Source organism: Kribbella sp. NPDC050281 (genome assembly GCF_040655855.1).
In the GTDB taxonomy this organism is placed as follows: domain Bacteria; phylum Actinomycetota; class Actinomycetes; order Propionibacteriales; family Kribbellaceae; genus Kribbella.
Window position 1 is genome coordinate 19,224 of record NZ_JBFAKS010000023.1, and the last position, 17,679, is coordinate 36,902.

A 17,679-nucleotide genomic window follows, 5' to 3' on the forward strand; every position below is an offset into this window, starting at 1 on the left:
GGGGGACCGACGGCATCAGGACCAAGGTGGGTGGCATGCGACACCTGTCACTCGCCGATTTCCTCAACGCCTTCATCGCTGCCGGACTGCGGATCGATCACGTGTCCGAGCCCGACGAGGAGCCCGTCCCGTGGGGCATCGTGGTGGCTGCCAGTTCGGAGAGACGGCGTTCCAGGAAGCGGCGTTCGGGGCCGTCTTCGGTGAGTTCTCTGGCGCGTCGGTAGGTGTCGCGCGCCTCGTCGATCCGGCCGAGGCGGCGTAGCAGTTCGGCCCTGGTCGAGTGCAGGTAGCGGAAGTCGTGCAGACCGAGACAGTCGACGATGCGCAGGCCGGCCTCGGCGCCTTCGGTTTCGGCGATCGCGATGGCGCGGTTCAGCTCGACGACAGGGGAGCCGGTCAGGTGGTACAGCTCGCCGTACAGCGCCGCTAGTTGTGCCCAGTCGTTCGGCGTTTCGGCATGCAATGAGCCGATGGCGGCCTGGAGTACGTACGACCCGTGGCCGCCGAGAGCGATCGCGGTGTCGAGCTCGGCGCGTCCTGCCGCGATCTGCGCGGTGTTCCAGCGGGATCGGTCCTGATCGGCGAGCAGCACCAACTCGCCGCCGCTGAATCGCGCCTCCCGGCGGGAGTCGTTCAGGAGCATCATCGCCAGCAATCCGTGGACTTCGGGCTCGTCCGGAAGTACTTCGGTGAGCGCCCGGCCCAGCCAGATCGCCTCGGGCGCGAGGTCGTCGCGGCCGCCGTACCCCTCGTTGAAGATCAGGTACACGACAGCCAGTACGGCGTCCAGCCGCTCGGGCAGCAGATGAAGTGGAGGCACGCGAAACGGGATCCGCGCCGCTTTGATCTTGCGTTTGGCCCGCACCAGCCGCTGCGCCATCGTGCGCTCCGGCACCAGGAAGGCGCGAGCGATCTCGTCGGTGGTCAACCCACCGAGCGTGCGCAGGGTGAGCGCCACCTGCGCCTCGATCGCGAGCGCCGGGTGACAGCAGGTGAAGAAGAGCTCCAGCCGCTCGTCGGGGAACGTCGTGGTGTCCATCGGCACCTCACCAGGATCGGGCGTGACGAGCAGACCGAGCTTCGCGGCAAGGGCCTGGTCGCGGCGGATGCGATCGGTGGCTCGGTTGCGAGACGTCGTCATCAGCCAGGCGCGCGGGTTGCTGGGGATGCCGTCGCGTGGCCAGCGGGCGGCGGCGATGGCGAACGCCTCGGCCGCCGCCTCCTCGGCAAGGTCGAAGTCGCCGACGATGCCGATCAGAGTCGCCAGCACGCGACCCCACTCCTCGCGGAAGACCTGCTCCAGCGTGGCTACCAATACACCTCCGAAGGGCGGATCTCCACCGCGCCACCGTAGCGTGCCGCCGGGACACGGGCGGCCACCTCGATCGCCGCGTCCAGGTTGTCGGCCTCCAGGATGAACCAGCTTCCGACCGACTCCTTCATCCCGACGAACGGCCCGTCGGTGGTCAGGGTCTTGCCGGCCTCGACCCGCACGGTCGTCGCGTTCTCGGGTCGACCCATCGGCAGTCCGGGCGTGACGCCCGGCGTCTCATTGATCCCTTGGTAGTCGGCGTAGACCTGCTTCTGCTCGTCCTCGGACAGCGCGGCCTGCTGCTCGAGCGCGCCACCTTGGTAGATCAACATGATGTACTTCATTGCCTGGCTCCTCCGATGACCGGACTCGTCCTACCGAATCGTCGCAGTAAGACGAACAGCGATCCCGGAAACCGACACCTCAACACAAGAATCTTGCCTGGCCACCGTACGGAGGTGCGTGCCGACCATGATCCTCCCGAAGGTCCGAGACCCGCGCCTCGTGACGATCCGGCGCGGTGGGATGCTCACCGATTCGGATCACCACCTGCTGGCTCTCTGGGCGGCCACGTGCGCGGAGCATGTGCTGCCCTTGTTCGAGTCGGTTCGGCCGGATGATCCCCGGCCGCGTCAGGCGATCGAGCACGCCCGTGCCTGGGTGCGTGGCGAGGTCAAGATGATGGAGGCTCGCGCAGCGGGCGGCCACGCGATGGGCGCGGCCAGAGACCTGAGTGGAGCAGCACGGCACGCCGCATACGCAGCCGGCCAAGCTGGAGCGGTCGCTCACGTCGCCGAGCACGACCTGGGTGCGGCCGCGTACGCCATCAAGGCCGCAGTTGCTGCCGCGCCAATGGAAGAGGCCGAGGCGGTACGCCGGGCCGAGTGCGAGTGGCAGCGCGCCCAACTCCCGAAGGCGATCCGCGCCCTCGTCCTCGACGACCAGCACCAACGAAACGACATCTGCTGGTCGGTCTTCGACTGCTGAGCGCGGCGGTGCCGGAGCGGGGGAGAGGTGGTCGATAGGGTCGGGCTGGTGACCCTTTCATCGAGTGTTCAGCCGGCGGATCTCGAGGTCGTGCGCGCGTCGTACGACCGAGTGGCCGACAACTATGTCGACCTGCTCGAAACCACGGGGATGGGGGATATTCGGACCCAGCCGTGGCTGCAGGCAGCCGTCGACGCGTTCGCCGGCTCGGTCCGCGGTCTTGGCCCGGTGCTCGATGTCGGCTGCGGTCCGGGGACGGTCACTGCGTACCTGCAGGAGCGGGGGATCGAGGTCTCGGGTGTCGACCTGTCGCCCCGGATGATCGAGCACGCGAAGCGCCTTCACCCCGAGTGCAGCTTCGCCGTTGCCTCGTCCACCGAACTCGACCTCGAGCCGAGCTCGTTCGGGGGCATTCTCGGCTGGTGGTCGCTGTTCAATCTGCCACGCGAGATCCTGCCGAACGTCCTCGTCGCCTTCCATGACGCACTCGTGCCCGGCGGGCACTTCATGATCGCGACGCACGGAGGCGATGACGACGCCGTTCGGACCGAGGCGTACGGCGGTGTCGCGGTGACGTGGACGACGTACCAATGGCGACCCGAGCAGCTGACCGTCCTTCTCGAGGACGCCGCGCTACACGTAGTGGCGGATCTGCGGATCCCGGCCGACGGCCAGTACGGTCCCCTCGTCATGCTCCAAGCCCGCCGCGACACCTGACCTGACCGGCTTCGACGTCAGCGCTGTGACGCCGTCGGTCAGTCGCTGACCCAGTCCATGTGGTCGATCCAGCGATCAAGCAGTGCCCTGTCGCCGTGCAGTTCCAGGCTGGGTGCCGCGTCCAGCCGGCGGCGCCTGCTGAGCACGAGCAGCAGGTCCGCGGCCGGGCCACGCAGCGTGACGTCGGCCTCGGTATGGGTGTGTTCCAACACCACCCGGTCCGCCTCCCGGCGGGCCAACCACTCCCCGGGCGCGTCGGTGGCATGGAAGTGCAGGCTCTGGCCATCGCCGCGCATTGCAGTGGCGAAATCCGGCCTGTTCTCCCAGTAGCCACGCGACGTCATCGTGTCCAACCAATCCTCCAACGCCGCCACCGCAGACTCCGGCACCAACTCATACCGCCGGCCGAGCGCCGCCGCCGCATCCGCACGATGCACACACGCCTCCCCGAACAACCGCCGCGACCAAAACGCCACCCCCGCCGCGGCACCGGACGGATCCCACACCGGCGCGTCCACACCCACCGCCGCCACCGCCCGCCGCGCCGCGGCCGCACCCTCGACCATCCACGCACCCCACTGCGCGGAATCGGCCGGCGCCGGAACATAAGCCGCGAACGCCCTACTCGGCTCGGCCAACTGCTCACCCACCAGCATGGCCACCATCCGATGCGTCGCACCGACATGATCGACCAGATCGGCCAGCGTCCACTTCGGACACGTCGGCACCGGAATCGCCGCATCCCGGCCGTCCACCCATTCGGCGAACGTAGCCGTCTGCTCGACAACCGACCTCAAGTACGCCGACGCGTCCATCGCTGCCCCTCCAAGCGCTCCGTGGATAACTGTCTGGTGCAGCCGGGCCCCGGGCCGTCGGCCGATACGAGAGCGTACGTGATCAACGTTCCCCTCAGACCTCAGCAGGCCGGTAGCGCAGCCAGACAACTCCGGATCGGTAGGTCGTGGTCGTGACCAACTGCAGGCGGATCGGGCCGACTCCGTCGAGGATCCGCGGCCCGGCCGGCCAGAGATGCGGATTCACCCAGAACCAGAACTCGTCGACCAGACCCTGCTGAGCGAGGGTGTCCGCCAGTTCCCCGCAGCCGGAGACGATCAGGTTGCCTGTGTGCTTCTTCTTGAGGGCGGGGACGGCCTGGGCGACCTCGCCCTCGATGAGGGTGGCGTTCCACTCCAGCGGTCCGGTGAGTGTTCGCGAGGCGACGTACTTCGGCATGCCGTTGACCCGCTCTGCGTAGTGGCCCATCGCCGGGTCCTCGCCGAGGTGTGGCCAGACGGCGGCCAGTCCCTCGTAGGTCTTGCGGCCGAGGAGTAGCGCGTCGGCCAGGATCAGCTGCTCGAGGCCGGCGTCGCCGCTGTCGGCGTCGAGCTCCAGCCATTCCTCGGGCGTGGGCGCCTCGAAGGCGCCGTTGACGGTGACTTGATTGTGGATGATGACCTTTCCCATGCCAGCGAGGCTAGGAGCCGGCCCACCCCCTCCGCATCGGTCGAACGACTGGCGCTGAGCAGGACGCGATAGCTACCCGCCGAGAGCTCAGGCAGGGCTGAAACCTAGTCGTATCTCCGGCCGCGGGCCGGATAGCGTCCGTCCCGTGACGCGGGATGAGGCACGGAGCATGGTGGCGGAGCTGGCTGCTGGGCGGACGCGATGGTTGGCGGAGACTGTGTCGGCGCTGCAGGCCGAGGGCGTTTGGCTGGTTGGTTCACTCGGGTCCGGAAGGGGCGATGAGTGGAGTGATGTGGACGTCATCGTTGTCGGCGGAGAGTGCATGCTCGACGAAACCCTGCTGACCCTCGAGCTGCCGGACAACGGACCGGCGGGCGGTGGGTACGTCGGAGCCATGTACGACGTTGGCCACCTCCCGCTGTGGGTTGACTGGTATCAGTGGCCGTCGGGTGCGCCGATACCCCGAGAATCTCGACTGCTGGCCGGTGCCGGAACTGCTGGGAGCCTCGATCTGTCGGAGACGCTCGACCTGGTGGGTCGAGGTGTGCCGGGGCCCGCACCGGACCCGGACGTGTTCGCCCTCGCCATGCTGCCTTTGGCGGCGAAGCACATCGCTCGAGGCGACCTGGCGAAGGCCGCTGCGATGGCGTCGATGCTGAATGCGCCCTCCGACGTCGGAGTCGGCGCCGGGCTGTCCGTCGTACTCTCGCGGGTTGAAGGACACGAGACGGCTTCTGCTGCGGTTCGTCGCTATCTGGAAGTTGTGAGGGCTGTTGCCGGACCAGGTCCTTGGCCGGCAGGGGAGTAGGTGAGTCGGGAGGGACTCGGAGCTAAATCGGTTGAGGGAGTGGCCGCGCTCAGGTGATGCTGGGCGGTCTGATCCAGCCATCGGAGGTTGCAGTGCGGCGACGAGATTACGAGGGCCCTGACGACCTCCGGTTGATGCAGGACCTGGTCCAGCGGACGTGGAGTCCGCGGTCGCGGCTCCACATCGGCGACGTCGCCTGGGAGCGTAGCGTGAACTTCCACCGGCACGGGGGGACATGGCGTACTGCGCTCTGGGAGGACAACGGCCAGGTGGTCGCGTGGGGATGGGCGGAGCTCCCCGATCACCTCTCGCTGGTGGTCGATCCGGTCCGGCCGGAGGTAGCTGCCGAGGTCATCGCCTGGTTCCGGTCGCTCGCCCCCTCGGGAGCCTGCAGCATCCTCGAGAATGAGACGCACCTCGTCGCCGCGTTGGAGGCTGCCGGCTTCCACCCGGACGAAGAAGCCCCGTTCTTCACTCATCACCGCATTTCGCTGAGCGACCTCCGTAGTCCGGTCGTGCCGGACGGGTTGACGCTCCGGCACGTGCGACCCGACGAGGTGGAGAAGCGCGGAGCGGGGCATCGCACCGCCTGGTCCGACTGGGGTCCGTCGAAGGTGACCGACGAGGATTTCGCCGCGGTGATGACCACTTGGCCCTACCGACCCGAGCTCGACTGGGTCGTCGAAGCCCCGAACGGCGACTTCGTGGCCACTGCGCTGATCTGGTACGACGAGGTGCACGGCATCGGTCTCGTGGAGCCGGTCGGCTGCGCTCCGGAGTACAGGCGTCGAGGGTTGGGGCAGGCGGTCAATCTTGCCGCGCTCCACGCCTTGCGCGAGGCAGGTGCCACCGACGCGATGGTCTGTCCGCGCGGTGACGACGGATACCCGCAGGCACGGGCGCTCTACCAGTCCATCGGCTTCGAACCAGGCGCCAGAACGCAGCTCTACGTTGCCTGAGGCAATAACTTCGTCGACCGCGTGGGGGAGCAGGGGCTTTGACTTTTCGAGAACGGTCATCCAGCGGGAAGCCGTGCTGACATGCTGGCGAAGAGCTGCGAAGGTGAGATCCTGCGGTGGTGAGTTCGAAGTCGTCTCAGGTCAGCGGCGAGCGCCCGTTCTATGACCGTCACGCTGACGCCTACGACGCCCTCATCACCGATCCGGTGGAGCCGTGGGTCGAGGCGGTTGACCGCCGGCTCCGCGACGCGGGCTACGACTCCGCTCGCGTGTTGGACGCCGGGTGCGGCACGGGGCGCCACGCCCAGGCACTCGCGTCGTACGGTCACCGCGTCGCCCTGCTGGACGCCTCTGCGAAGCTGCTGGAGATCGCACGGCGCAGATGCCCGGGTGCCGACTTCTGGCAGACCGACATTTGCTCTCCTGGAATCGACGCGGTCTTCGACGCTGTCATGTGCCGTGGAGTGTTGAACGACCTGGTGCTCGACGACGAGCGCATGGCTGTCTTCGGTGCCTTCGCAGCGCTGTGCGATCGAGGCGGTCTGCTGCTCCTGGACGTCCGAGAGGCCACTGCCTCGGCACCGAGGTCAGACGGTCGGGTGCGACAGAGCACAGTATCGCTTGCCGACGGAACGAGACTGGTCTTCACGAGTCGGCCGAGCTGGACGCACCGACGCATCGTTGTCGAGGAGAGGTACGAACTGACGGGCCTAGACGGGCAGTCGGTCTCGCACGAGTACTTGTTCGAGATGCGCCCCTGGGAGCGGGAAGAACTCTCGGATCACCTCACCGCAAGCGGGTTCATCAACATCGAGTTGCATCCAGGAGTGGGCCGGCGGACTGCCGACCGCCTCTTCGTTGTCGCCGAACGCAGGTGATCAGCGAGCACGATGATCTGCGGGGGAGGAGCGGCCTTCCCGGTTTCAAGCGGACGGACGCACGGTCGGAGTCGACACACGGGTTCGGCTGCTCGAGTACTCAGAGAAGATCTCGTCGAGGACGCGCTTCGCGCTCGCACACACCGCCGCATCCTCGGGATCTTCGTAGGTATGCCAGTAGGTGGCGATCGCTTTCCACAGGGCCCAGCCGCGCCCACGCGCCCAGGTCACCGCGTCCACCGACAGCCGATCCCGGAACGCCTCGCGGCCATCGGGGGTCAGCAACGTCCAGGCGATCGCGAGATCGCAGGCCGGGTCGCCGACGCCGCATGTCCCGAAGTCGATGACGGCTGCCAACTGCCCGTTGTCCAGCAGAAGATTTCCCTCTGCGACGTCTCCGTGGAACCAGCGGTCCGCACCGTCCCAGCGTGCGTCGAGCGCGTTTGCCCAGATCTCTCGGGCCAACTCGACATCGATGTGGCCGTCCATTTCCCCGAGCGCGCTCTGGGTGTTCTTGTCATAGGTGCGCAGTGTGCCGCCCCGGAACCAGTTGTGAATCCCCGGCTGGGGACCGTCAGTGGCGTCGATGCTCTGCAAAGCGTCCAGGAAGCCGGCCAGGTCAAGGGCGAACCGAACAGGATCGGCGATGCGGTCCGCGGTGGCAGTCACGCCGTCGAGCCACTGGTAGATCGACCACGAATGCGGGTACTCCGCGCTCGGCTTGCCCTTCGCCAGTGGGACGGGGATCGGCAGCGGGAGTTGGGGAGCGAGAGCCGGAAGCCACCGGTGCTCCTTCTCGACCGCCTGGGCGTACTCGGACGCGCTGGGGATACGCACCACCATGTCGGTACCGAGATGGAACGTCCGGTTATCCCAGCCGCCGTTGGCCACGGGGTGCACGGGAAGACCGGCCCACTGCGGGAACTGCTCTTCAACGAGACGGCGTACCTGCGCTGCCTCGACGTCGATGCGCTCCGGCACGGGACCGAGATCCGGCGTGTTACTCAAGGCAAACATCCTCGGGTCATGTAGGTGAGTACTCCGAAGGACAGATAACACGATGCACGGATCACACCGAGGTTCAACGGGCAGAAGTTGAGCGCCGATAAGCGACATTATGTCAACTAATAGGCTGCGTATTGCATCAGATGAATCACGGCGGCTACGGCTGATCCACTACCCCGCGGGCAACGACGAAGCCGCTGTTGACCTGCGGAAACGCTGCGGAAGCCGCACCTCGGGTACAGCCACCAAGTCGCGTTCCTCCATGCTGAGAAGGCCGCAGAACCCTGGGCGCGCTACGCGGGCCGCCGTGTCCGCTCGCCGTAATGCACGCAGCAGAACTCCTTCGTCCAAGGCGTTGCGTTGACCGCCTGAACCCGCACCGATGAGACGGAGCAAGCGTCGACGGAGCAAGCGTCCTGCGAGCAACCGCGCGGTCCGGCCAGGGGCTGAGAGCCCGGTGTCTATACCTTGCTCGCGACCACCATGTAGTTCTCGGCCTCAAGATCGAAGGTGCTCACTTCCGTCCGGAGTCCGACCCGGTGCAGCTCGACTTCGAGTTCCTCGTGCCGGTAGGGCCAGCAGGACAGCAGTTCTGAGCGGACAAGAACCGACCCAGTCGCATCAACTTGCGCGATCGCAATCTCGATGTGGTGCTCCTCCTCCCAATGCGGCGCAATCTCCCAGCGGTAGACCACGACGGCATTGCGCCCGTTCCGGCGGACGAGTCGGTCACTGATGTCGAGCCGGGAACCTCTGGCCCTCACGAGTTCCCAAGTGCGGGATGTGAGTACCAAGCGCCCGCCAGGGCGCAGAAGGCGTGACATCGACTCCAGAGCAGCACCCCTGCCTGTCGCGCCCGCGGCATGGTGAAGCGAGTTGCCAACGCAGAACACCATGTCGAACGTGTCGTCCTCGAAATGGTCGGGCAACTCTTCCCAGTTCGCCCGCACGGCCCGGACGGATGCCCCGAACTCCTCAGACAACTCTGCAGTCCGACGAACCATCGCTTCGCTGGCGTCAGTTGCGACAACCTGCATGCCACGACCGGCGAGGCCAACCGCCAACTGTCCGGTTCCGCACGAACAGTCGAGGACGTGAGCGTTCGACGGCAGGAGACTGAGGACGTCATCGAACGACGCAGCGAACTCGGCTGGAGGCAACTTTGCATCTGAGATGAGCCATTCGTACACCTCGGCAAGCACGTCATAATCCGTCACAACCATTACCTCCGTCACGCGGCATACTCACGGTGGGACGTCAGTCCATCAGCGGCGCAAGCCGGGCACCAATGGTTTTCGCAAGGACAACCCGTCCACGCGTACCGCGGATGGCGCGAGGGGATCCGCTCGGTCATTCGCCGTGTTCGGCGCTTCGGAACTATCAATGCGTCCGAACTTGATACGCAGCGTGTCCAGTACTTGCCTGATCGCCGCTACCCCAGCCTGTCCGGCGGGGCTCGCCACACCCGCACGATCGAGGTTCTCTGGCGGTTGAATCCTGCGCGAAACCACCATGACGACCGCCGTCGGCGAGCGCCGCAGCGACTGGGAAAACCGGCTGACTCTGTCCGCGCCGCGACCTAGGGTTTCGGATTGATGACCGACCTCCTCGCGCGGCTGCCGGATGCCCGCACGACTGCCCCATCGCCGCCCGCCGATCCGGCCCGGCGGATCGATTGGCGACGCCTTCGCGGGCCGGGCTCCGCGCTGGCGCTCGCGGCAGCCGCGGTCGCATCCCTGGGTTCCACGCTAGGCAGTGTCGTGGCCGGACTCCTGGCGGCACAGCCCAGCTGGCAGCTGGTCGGATTGCTGATGCTCTGTGTCGTCGGCGGGGCCGTGATCAACAGCTTCGGCAAGATCATTTGGGTCGGCGTCTCCGACAGGGTCGAGGGCCGGCTCCGCGACGACGTGCTCCAGGCCGCCATCCGACAGCCCCTGGCCGTCCTGAACGAACAAGCCGTCGGCGAGATCCTGGACCGGGTCGACGACGACTCCCACGAGGTCGGCACCCTGCTGCGTTCCCAGCTGTGGATGCTGGCGGGAATCCTCTGCGGGACGATCCCGATGTGGATCGTCGCCGGGGTGACCTGGTGGCCGGCCGTTGTGCTCTTCCCGGTGCTTGCCGTGATCACCTGGTTCGCCATCCGCAAGCTCCTGGCCGAGATCGCCAGCCGGAAGGTCATCGAGGAGATGGCCTGGACCGAACATACCGCCGCACTCGAGGAAGGCATCGCCGGCCGCGACGATCTCCGGACGAGTCTGGGCCAGGCGCACGTCCTGGTCCGGGTTGCCCGGCTCTCGGCCGTGGTGCACCAGAAGGTCAACTCGAGGATCACCGTGGACAGCCGGATCGCCCGTCGGGCCGGTGTGCTGTTGCATGGCCTGCTGGCAGCGATCGGCGTCGCCGGGATCGCCCTGGCCGTCGACAACCACCTGACCGTGGCCCGGTTGGTGACCCTGTTCCTGGTCACCTCGACCTTCGTCGGACAGATCGCGATGGTCGCCAACAGCCTGCCCGATCTCCAGGCCGGGCTCGGCGCCATCACCCGGCTGCGGCAGATGCTGGCCGCCGAACGCGAACCGGAGGGCGGGTTCGAGCTGCCGTTGGACGGCCCGGTGGACCTGGAGATCCGCGACCTAGACTTCTCTTACGCCGAAGGCACCTTCGCCCTCCGCGACATCAATCTGCGGGTACTGGACGGTCAGACCATCGCCTTGGTCGGACGCACCGGCTCCGGCAAGTCGACACTGGCGTCACTGATCTCGCGAGCGGTCGAGCCGCCGCCGGGCAGCGTGTTCCTGGCCGGTCGCGATGTCGGCGATCTTGATCTGCACAAGCTGCGCGCGGCGGTCGGTGTGGTCACCCAGAGGACGGAGATCCTGGCCGGCAGCCTGGCCGAGAACATCGCCCTGTTCAACGACGACCTGCCGAGGTCGGTCATCGAGGCGGCCGTGGTGGAACTCGGGCTGGGCGACTGGGTGGCGGGCCTGCCGGACGGACTGGACACGCTGCTCGGCCCGGGTGGCACGTCGTTGTCCGCGGGCGAGGAACAGCTGGTCGCGTTCGCCCGACTGCTGGTCCGCGACGTCAGGGTGGTGATCCTGGACGAGGCGACCGCGCGGATGGATCCGCTCACCGAGCGGCTGGTGATCGCCGCATCGGACCGGCTGCTCTCCGGTCGTACCGGCGTTCTGATCGCCCACCGGCTCTCGACGATCGCCCGAGCACCGCTGGTCGCAGTGCTCGATCATGGCCGGGTCGTCCAGCACGGAGCTCGTGCCGAACTGGCCGTCTCCCCCGGACCGTTCCGGGAACTGTTGCTGGCCGGCGGACCCGCCGACGACGGTCATGATCACCACCACGAGCCGGATCGTGCGATCAATGCCCCGGCCGAGGCGGTAGGTGGTCGGCGCCGGATCGGCGCACCGCCCGAACATGCCGACGTCGGCACCGGACCGAGTCTTGCCCGCGGCGTCGCGCATGCGCTGCTGGTCCGTCCGGAATGGAGCGTGATCGGCGCCGTGCTGTTCCTGTTCGCGGCCCTGACCGGTGCGCAAGGAGCGGTCACCGGTCTGGTGTGGGGCCATGTCGTCGAGGCCCTGCAACACGGGCGGGCACCGTGGTGGTTCGCCGTGGCCCTTTTGGCGACCGTGCTCGCTGCCCCGCTGCTGTTGGCCGCAGGTCTCGGGCGCTATCCGCGCCGGTGGGCCGAGGTGATGCTGCGGACGCGGATGTCGGTGCTCGTCGGTCAGACCGGACAGCGCCGACTGCCCCGTACGCCGCCGGGCGAGGTGGTCGCCCGCTCCATGGATGCCGGCCGGATCGTCCACTACGGCGATCGCTGGGTCGACTTCATCAACGCCATGGTGATCGCCGTCGTCACCGCCGTACTCGGTGGCACCTGGCTGGCAGGCGCCGTGCTGCTGGCCGTGATGGTCTCATCGGCGCTGGCCTCGACCGTCGGCCGCCCCGTCGCCGGTCGATCGGCGTCCGCGGCATCGGCAGCCCGAGCCCGGTTCGGTCGCGCACTGGTGTCCGCACTGGACGCGGCCCGGACGATCAAGTTGGCAGCCGCGACGCCGCAGGTGCACACCCATCTGCAGCATGTGGACGGTGGCCGGGTGGACGCCGCGGTGCGGGAACACCGGGTGCAAGCCTGCCTGGACGGCATCCCCGTCGTGATGGTGCAGGTCGGCGTGGTGTCGGCCTGGGCGGCGTACATGGGAAACATCTGGAGCCTGGCCACCGCACTGCTGGTCGCCAATGCCGTCAACGGCTTCGACTACTTCGGACGAGTCGCCAGTTCGGTCGTCACCGACGCGCCGGGTACCCGGGCCTGGCAGGCCGAGACCAGCCGCTTGGCCGGCGGCACCGACCTGATGGACCTGCCGCCCGGTGTCGACCTGGTCGCCGGCATCGCGCCCGGACCCGAGCCGGTGCCTCGGACCCGGCTGCGTCGGTTGGACCTGGTCGACCTCAGCGCGATCCACGACGACGGCACGATCGGCGTCTCCGGCGTCAACCTGACCGTCGAGGCCGGGCAGTTGGTGCTGTTGGTCGGCCAGGTCGGTTCCGGCAAGTCCAGCCTGCTCTCCACCCTGGCCGGACTGGTCGATCATCGCGGCCAGATCCGCTGGAACGGCGAACTCGTCGACGATCCGCAACTGTTCCTGCGTCCGGGCCAGGTCGCGCATGTTGCCCAGGTTCCCCGGGTGCTGTCTGGCACCTTCGCCGACAACGTCCGGCTCGGGCATGCCCGCGCGTTCGAGGGTCCGGTCGCGGGTGCCCGCCTGGGCGCCGACGTCACGGACGCCGGCGGCAAGGATGCGCTGGTCGGCCACCGTGGCGTACGACTGTCCGGCGGCCAGGTCCAACGCCTCGCGCTCGCCCGCGCCCTGGCGACAGATGCGGAACTGCTGTTGGCCGACGACGTCTCCAGCGCCCTGGACGCCAGCACCGAGATCGAACTGTGGAAGTCACTGCGGGAGCGCCGCGCGACGGTCATCGGCGCGACCTCGAAACGGGCTGCCCTGGCCCAGGCAGACCGGGTAGTCGTCCTGGTCGACGGCGAGGTCGCTGCGGTCGGCCCCTGGTCCGAACTCTCCCCGCGTTGGTCGCACTTGGCCGGCTGACCCCTTCCCGCCGGGGGTCAGGGCAGGTGCACGAAGCCGAGGTAAGGGGCTCCGGCCGGGCCCGGACGCGAGGTTCCGTCCCGGATCCAGCCGTGTCGCTCGTAGAATCGGATGGCACGAGAGTTTCGCTCCCACACATCGACCTCGCCGACGGCGTCAGTACGGCGTGCGATGGAGACGAAGCGTGTCATCAGAGCGCTGCCGACGCCGATGGACCACTGGCCAGGCTCTACGAAGATACCGACGAGCCGGACACGCGTCTCGTGAGGCGCTCTGGTCGGAAACACCCCGCTGGCATCCACTGTGACCACACCGACGATGTCATCGCCCAAGGCAGCTACCAGGACGGCGATCCGGGAATCGTCCACCATCTTGCGCCATGTCTCCCGGTACCCCTCGTCAGGCAGCGCAGCCACCTCATGGCCGCCAGCACGGTAGTACACAGCCCGCGACCGGGCATGCAGTTCCGCCAGCGTATCGCCGTCCCCGGGCACCGCGTCGCGAATGTGGACCACCTGGGTTGGCTCTGTCATGAGACACGAGGCTACGGCCTCCCCGAGCCAGTCGTCGGCGGACGAGCGGAGTACTGCGCCGACACCGCGCTCTGTTGACTCGTTCGTCGTACGAGAAGAAGGAATCGGCGCGACGCGTGTCGGATCGGGACGCTGGTGTTCGTAGCAGAGGTGAGCAGCTGTCCACACCGAGGAGCAACAATCATGGAGTCCACCGCCCGCCACCTGCACCGGCTCGTGGAGCCGATCCACATGGTCACCTACATGTCCGAGGAGCCGACCGAGGCGCTCATGGCGCTCGGTCACCGCAACTACTGGGACGGCTACTTCGCCGGACGGGCCGCACCACTGGGTCGTGTCCCGGCCGAGGTGGTCCATGCGATCTTCTACAACTTCGCCGACGGCGAGGTTGCCCGGCACATCCCCCGCGTCTGGGACACCGCCACTCCCGAGGCAGCCCTCGCCGCTCGTGAGCAGGGCAGCGCGGCCGCGCTGAGGCGGATTCTCGGCGACCTCGCCGACTCCCCCGGCCTCGCGCGTGCCGCCGACCTCGCCACGAAGGCGGCGTCGAGCCCTCCGACGGAGGGACGGATCCTGCACGCCGGACTCCGAGCACTCCCCGTACCCCAGGAGCCCGTGGCCAGGCTCTGGCATGCTGCCACCCTGCTCCGCGAGCACCGGGGCGACGGCCACATCGCGGCTCTGGTCGCCGCAGGTATCGGCGGGACGGAGGCCCACGTGCTTCACGCGCTCTCCGAGGACATGCCCGCGGAGAAGTTCGGCCGGGTCCACCATCTCCCAGCAGCCCAGCTGGCCGCGGTCGTGGACGGAATGCGTTCCCGCGGCCTCGTCGACGACTCCGGCTGGCTCAGTGACGTCGGCCGGAAGACCAAGGAGCAGATCGAGTCACTCACCGACGAACTCGCGGCACCGGCGTACGACGGCCTGGAGCCGAGCGAGCTCGACCAGCTCATCGCGGACCTCGAGCCCATCTCCACAACGCTCGACGCGGCCGGCTCCCGGTGAGCGGCCCCAGAATGTCGTTGAAGAAATGCCGTGAGGCAGTATCGGATCAGGGCAGAGTTGTCGTTGCAGAGGTGAGCGGGTGCCCACCAGGGGCGCGCCACCCGGACCGCAGGAGATTCCGACATGCAGTATCTGGTTTCTGTGATCGATGACAAGACCGACGTCGAGGTGCGGCCGTTCCGGTGAGCGCGGTCGACGCCCAGCAGGCGATCATCCAGGTCCACCACGAGGAGTGGGCGCGAGTGGTCGCCGCCCTGACCAGGCGCTTCGGCGACCTGGACATCGCCGAGGAGGCGGCCGCCGAGGCGTTCGCGATCGCCGTCGAGCGGTGGCCGGCTGACGGCGTACCCCCGAACCCCGGCGCCTGGCTGACCACGACCGCCAACCGCAAGGCCATCGACCGGATCCGGCGCGAGAGCAAGCGCGACGACAAGCACAAGGAGGCTCAGATCGTGTACGACGACGACCCGCCAGAGCCTCTCGGCGCGATCGACGACGACCGGCTCCGGCTGATCTTCACCTGCTGTCACCCTGCGCTCTCGCTGGAGACCCGGGTGGCGCTGACGCTGCGGATGGTCGGCGGTCTGACCATGCCCGAGATCGCCCGTGCCTTCCTGGTGCAGGAATCGGCCATGGGTCAGCGGATCACCCGGGCGAAGGCCAAGATCAAGGCGGCTCGGATCCCCTACCGGGTGCCGTCCGCGGAGGATCTCCCGACGCGCGTTTCCGGCGTACTCTCCGTGCTCTTCCTCGTTTTCAACGAGGGCTACCTCGCAACCGGCCCCGACACCGATCCCGTACGTCATGAGCTCACCGCTGAGGCGATCCGGCTTACCCGGTTGATCCGTGCTCTGATGCCGGCGGACGGTGAGGTGGCCGGGCTGCTCGCGTTGATGCTCCTCACCGAGGCCCGGCGTACCGCCCGAGTGTCGGCCACTGGTGAGCTCGTGCCTCTCGACGAGCAGGACCGTGGAGCCTGGGACGCAGCACTCATCGCCGAAGGCCATCGGCTGGTGCGCGAGCGCCTCGCCGCCGGGCTGGCTCCGGGTCGCTACCAGATCCTCGCCGCGATCAACGCCGTACACACCTCTGCCCGGGACATCCGCGACACGGACTGGTCGCAGGTCGTCGCCCTGTACGACCAGCTCATCCGCATCGATCCCTCGGCGATCGTCGCCCTGAACCGGGCCATCGCGGTCGCCGAGCTGGACGGCCCGGAGGTGTCGCTGGCGGCTGTCGACCGTCTCGACGACAAGTTGGCCGGCTACCACGCGTACCACGCGACCCGCGCCGATCTGCTGCGCCGGCTGTGTCGCAGCGAGGAGGCGCGCGCGGCGTACGACCGAGCCATCGAGCTGGCGGGTAACACCGCCGAGACCGCGCACCTGACCCGCCGCCGCGACCAGCTGGGGTAGTTGTCAGGTAGTGGCTTCCCGGGCTGCCTTCTCGACTCTCGACCGGTGTGCGTCCCAGTCGGTGTCGTCCGCAGTCGCGGTCGGCCGTGCGCCGACCGCGCCGTCCAGTTGCTCGCGCAGGATGTCGGCGTGGCCGGCGTGGCGGTTGGTCTCGGTGAGGACGTGGACCATCACGTTGAACAGCTTCACCTTCGGCCGCGGCCACCACGGGACGAAGCCGGGTGCGTCGATCGGCAGCGCCTCGATCGTGGCGTCGGCGTGGCGCCAGGCGCGCTTGTACCCCTCGATGATGTCGGCGTGTGATTCCTTCTCGGTGACCCACATGTGGTCGTGGTTCGCGTAGCCAGGGTCGTCGAACTGGGGCAACCGCTCGGGAAACGGGCGGCCGAAGATTTCGCCGAAGTACCGCGCCTCCGACAACGTCAGGTGCTTGACCAGACCCAGCAGGTTGGTCCCGGTCCTCGTGAGCGGCCGCCGTACGTCGTACTCGGACAGCCCCTCCACCTTGTACAGCAAGGATTCGCGGACCCAGCGCAGGTCGTCGTGCAGGTACTCCTTGGCAAAGTCGTCAATCACGCGAGCCACAGTGTCACACCCGACCCCGTACCCAGCCTCGGCGCGTGGATCCGAGGCGGAGTTAATCGCGTTGCGGGTGGTGGTCGGGCGGCCTAGCGTTGCAGTCTCGTGGCGGGTGTGGATCGGAGATGCGATCAGGATGACTTCTCAACTTCTCGCGTTGTCTTTCGATGCGAACGATCCGGCCGGTGTCGCGCGTTTCTGGGCCGGTGTTCTCGGCTGGGAGATGGTCGACGACGCTCGCGGCGGGGTGGCGCTGCTGCCGAGTGATGACACCGGGTTCCGGCTGCGGTTCGTTCCGAGCCAGGAGCGGAAGACCGGGCCGAACCAGACTCACTTCGATCTGACCAGCCAGTCCCTCGAGCAGCAGCAGGAGACCGTGGCCAGGGCGCTCGAGCTCGGTGGCCGGCACATCGACATCGGTCAGCTTCCCGAGGAAGAGCACGTCGTACTCGCCGATCCCGAAGGCAACGAGTTCTGCGTCATTGAGCCGGGCAACAACTTCCTTGCCGACTGTGGATTCATCGGAGCGCTCTCGAGCGACGGATCGCAGCAGGTCGGGTACTTCTGGAGCGAAGCGCTCGGATGGCCGTTGGTCTGGGACCAGGACCAGGAGACCGCGATTCGCTCCCCCCACGGCGGTCCGAAGATCACCTGGGGCGGGCCGCCGCTGGATCCGAAGACGGGCAAGAACCGGCTGCATTTCGACCTCGCCCCTGCCGACGGTGGCGACCTGCAAGCCGAGGTCGACCGTCTCGTCTCCCTCGGGGCGAAGCGCATCGACATCGGCCAGGGTGACGCCGCCTGGGTAGTGCTGGCCGACCCCGACGGCAACGAGTTCTGTGTGTGGCCCGCGGCGTAGTCCGCGCGAAAACTGTCCGGGGCAGG

The 17,679-nt window shown here is 67.8% G+C and carries 17 protein-coding genes; 9 read left to right on the plus strand and 8 right to left on the minus strand.

Features of this window, described 5'->3' with window-relative positions; all coding sequences use genetic code 11:
- Positions 1-97 precede the first annotated feature (97 nt).
- Positions 98-1,315, minus strand: a complete 1,218-nt coding sequence (locus AB0I34_RS24230) for a DUF6596 domain-containing protein (protein ID WP_360448683.1) — start codon at positions 1,313-1,315, stop codon at positions 98-100.
- A complete protein-coding gene (locus AB0I34_RS24235) occupies positions 1,309-1,656 on the minus strand; it encodes a YciI family protein (protein ID WP_360448685.1) in 348 nt (115 codons plus the stop codon). The genes AB0I34_RS24230 and AB0I34_RS24235 overlap by 7 nt, the downstream gene beginning before the upstream one ends.
- Positions 1,657-1,783: 127 nt before the next feature.
- Here AB0I34_RS24235 and AB0I34_RS24240 point away from each other — a divergent pair, with 127 nt between their 5' ends.
- Positions 1,784-2,299, plus strand: a complete 516-nt coding sequence (locus AB0I34_RS24240; protein WP_360448983.1) for a putative immunity protein — start codon at positions 1,784-1,786, stop codon at positions 2,297-2,299.
- 48 nt (positions 2,300-2,347) lie between these two features.
- The gene (locus tag AB0I34_RS24245) at positions 2,348-3,016 is read left to right on the plus strand and encodes a class I SAM-dependent methyltransferase (protein WP_360448688.1); all 669 of its coding nucleotides are present in this window, start codon (positions 2,348-2,350) and stop codon (positions 3,014-3,016) included.
- A 38-nt stretch (positions 3,017-3,054) separates the two neighbouring features.
- Here AB0I34_RS24245 and AB0I34_RS24250 read toward each other — a convergent pair whose 3' ends face one another.
- Entirely contained in the window at positions 3,055-3,831 is a 777-nt protein-coding gene (locus AB0I34_RS24250; protein WP_360448691.1) for a maleylpyruvate isomerase family mycothiol-dependent enzyme, read from the minus strand.
- Positions 3,832-3,925: 94 nt separating this feature from the next.
- Complete coding sequence (locus AB0I34_RS24255) at positions 3,926-4,480, minus strand: dihydrofolate reductase family protein (protein WP_360448694.1); 555 nt, start codon at positions 4,478-4,480, stop codon at positions 3,926-3,928.
- 145 nt (positions 4,481-4,625) lie between these two features.
- On the opposite strand from AB0I34_RS24255, the gene AB0I34_RS24260 reads away from it, so the two are divergent.
- The 3 genes from AB0I34_RS24260 (at position 4,626) to AB0I34_RS24270 (ending at position 7,125) form a co-directional block, all read left to right on the plus strand.
- Positions 4,626-5,288 (plus strand): nucleotidyltransferase domain-containing protein, encoded by a 663-nt coding sequence (locus tag AB0I34_RS24260; protein WP_360448696.1) that lies wholly within the window; start codon positions 4,626-4,628, stop codon positions 5,286-5,288.
- A 92-nt stretch (positions 5,289-5,380) separates the two neighbouring features.
- Complete coding sequence (locus AB0I34_RS24265) at positions 5,381-6,247, plus strand: GNAT family N-acetyltransferase (protein WP_360448699.1); 867 nt, start codon at positions 5,381-5,383, stop codon at positions 6,245-6,247.
- 206 nt (positions 6,248-6,453) lie between these two features.
- Positions 6,454-7,125, plus strand: coding sequence for a class I SAM-dependent methyltransferase (locus tag AB0I34_RS24270; RefSeq protein WP_360448702.1), 672 nt, complete (start codon positions 6,454-6,456; stop codon positions 7,123-7,125).
- 45 nt (positions 7,126-7,170) lie between these two features.
- Here the strand turns inward: AB0I34_RS24270 and AB0I34_RS24275 are convergent, their stop codons facing one another.
- Positions 7,171-8,133, minus strand: coding sequence for an aminoglycoside phosphotransferase family protein (locus tag AB0I34_RS24275; protein ID WP_360448704.1), 963 nt, complete (start codon positions 8,131-8,133; stop codon positions 7,171-7,173).
- A 458-nt stretch (positions 8,134-8,591) separates the two neighbouring features.
- Positions 8,592-9,347 carry a class I SAM-dependent methyltransferase gene (locus tag AB0I34_RS24280; RefSeq protein ID WP_360448706.1) on the minus strand — a complete coding sequence of 252 codons (756 nt, stop codon included), beginning with the start codon at positions 9,345-9,347 and terminating at the stop codon, positions 8,592-8,594.
- A 378-nt stretch (positions 9,348-9,725) separates the two neighbouring features.
- Between AB0I34_RS24280 and AB0I34_RS24285 the strand changes: the two genes are divergently transcribed.
- Positions 9,726-13,262: an ATP-binding cassette domain-containing protein gene (locus AB0I34_RS24285; RefSeq protein ID WP_360448708.1), complete on the plus strand. Its 3,537-nt coding sequence runs from the start codon at positions 9,726-9,728 to the stop codon at positions 13,260-13,262.
- Between the two features lie 17 nt (positions 13,263-13,279).
- Here the strand turns inward: AB0I34_RS24285 and AB0I34_RS24290 are convergent, their stop codons facing one another.
- The gene (locus AB0I34_RS24290) at positions 13,280-13,795 is read right to left on the minus strand and encodes a GNAT family N-acetyltransferase (protein ID WP_360448710.1); all 516 of its coding nucleotides are present in this window, start codon (positions 13,793-13,795) and stop codon (positions 13,280-13,282) included.
- Between the two features lie 183 nt (positions 13,796-13,978).
- On the opposite strand from AB0I34_RS24290, the gene AB0I34_RS24295 reads away from it, so the two are divergent.
- Together AB0I34_RS24295 and AB0I34_RS24300 are read left to right on the plus strand one after the other, a co-directional pair.
- Positions 13,979-14,800: a MarR family transcriptional regulator gene (locus AB0I34_RS24295; protein ID WP_360448713.1), complete on the plus strand. Its 822-nt coding sequence runs from the start codon at positions 13,979-13,981 to the stop codon at positions 14,798-14,800.
- A gap of 182 nt (positions 14,801-14,982) precedes the next feature.
- Positions 14,983-16,215, plus strand: a complete 1,233-nt coding sequence (locus AB0I34_RS24300) for a DUF6596 domain-containing protein (RefSeq protein ID WP_360448715.1) — start codon at positions 14,983-14,985, stop codon at positions 16,213-16,215.
- Between the two features lie 3 nt (positions 16,216-16,218).
- Here AB0I34_RS24300 and AB0I34_RS24305 read toward each other — a convergent pair whose 3' ends face one another.
- Positions 16,219-16,791 (minus strand): DinB family protein, encoded by a 573-nt coding sequence (locus AB0I34_RS24305; protein ID WP_360448717.1) that lies wholly within the window; start codon positions 16,789-16,791, stop codon positions 16,219-16,221.
- A 139-nt stretch (positions 16,792-16,930) separates the two neighbouring features.
- Between AB0I34_RS24305 and AB0I34_RS24310 the strand changes: the two genes are divergently transcribed.
- Positions 16,931-17,653: a VOC family protein gene (locus AB0I34_RS24310; RefSeq protein WP_360448719.1), complete on the plus strand. Its 723-nt coding sequence runs from the start codon at positions 16,931-16,933 to the stop codon at positions 17,651-17,653.
- Positions 17,654-17,679: the final 26 nt, after the last annotated feature.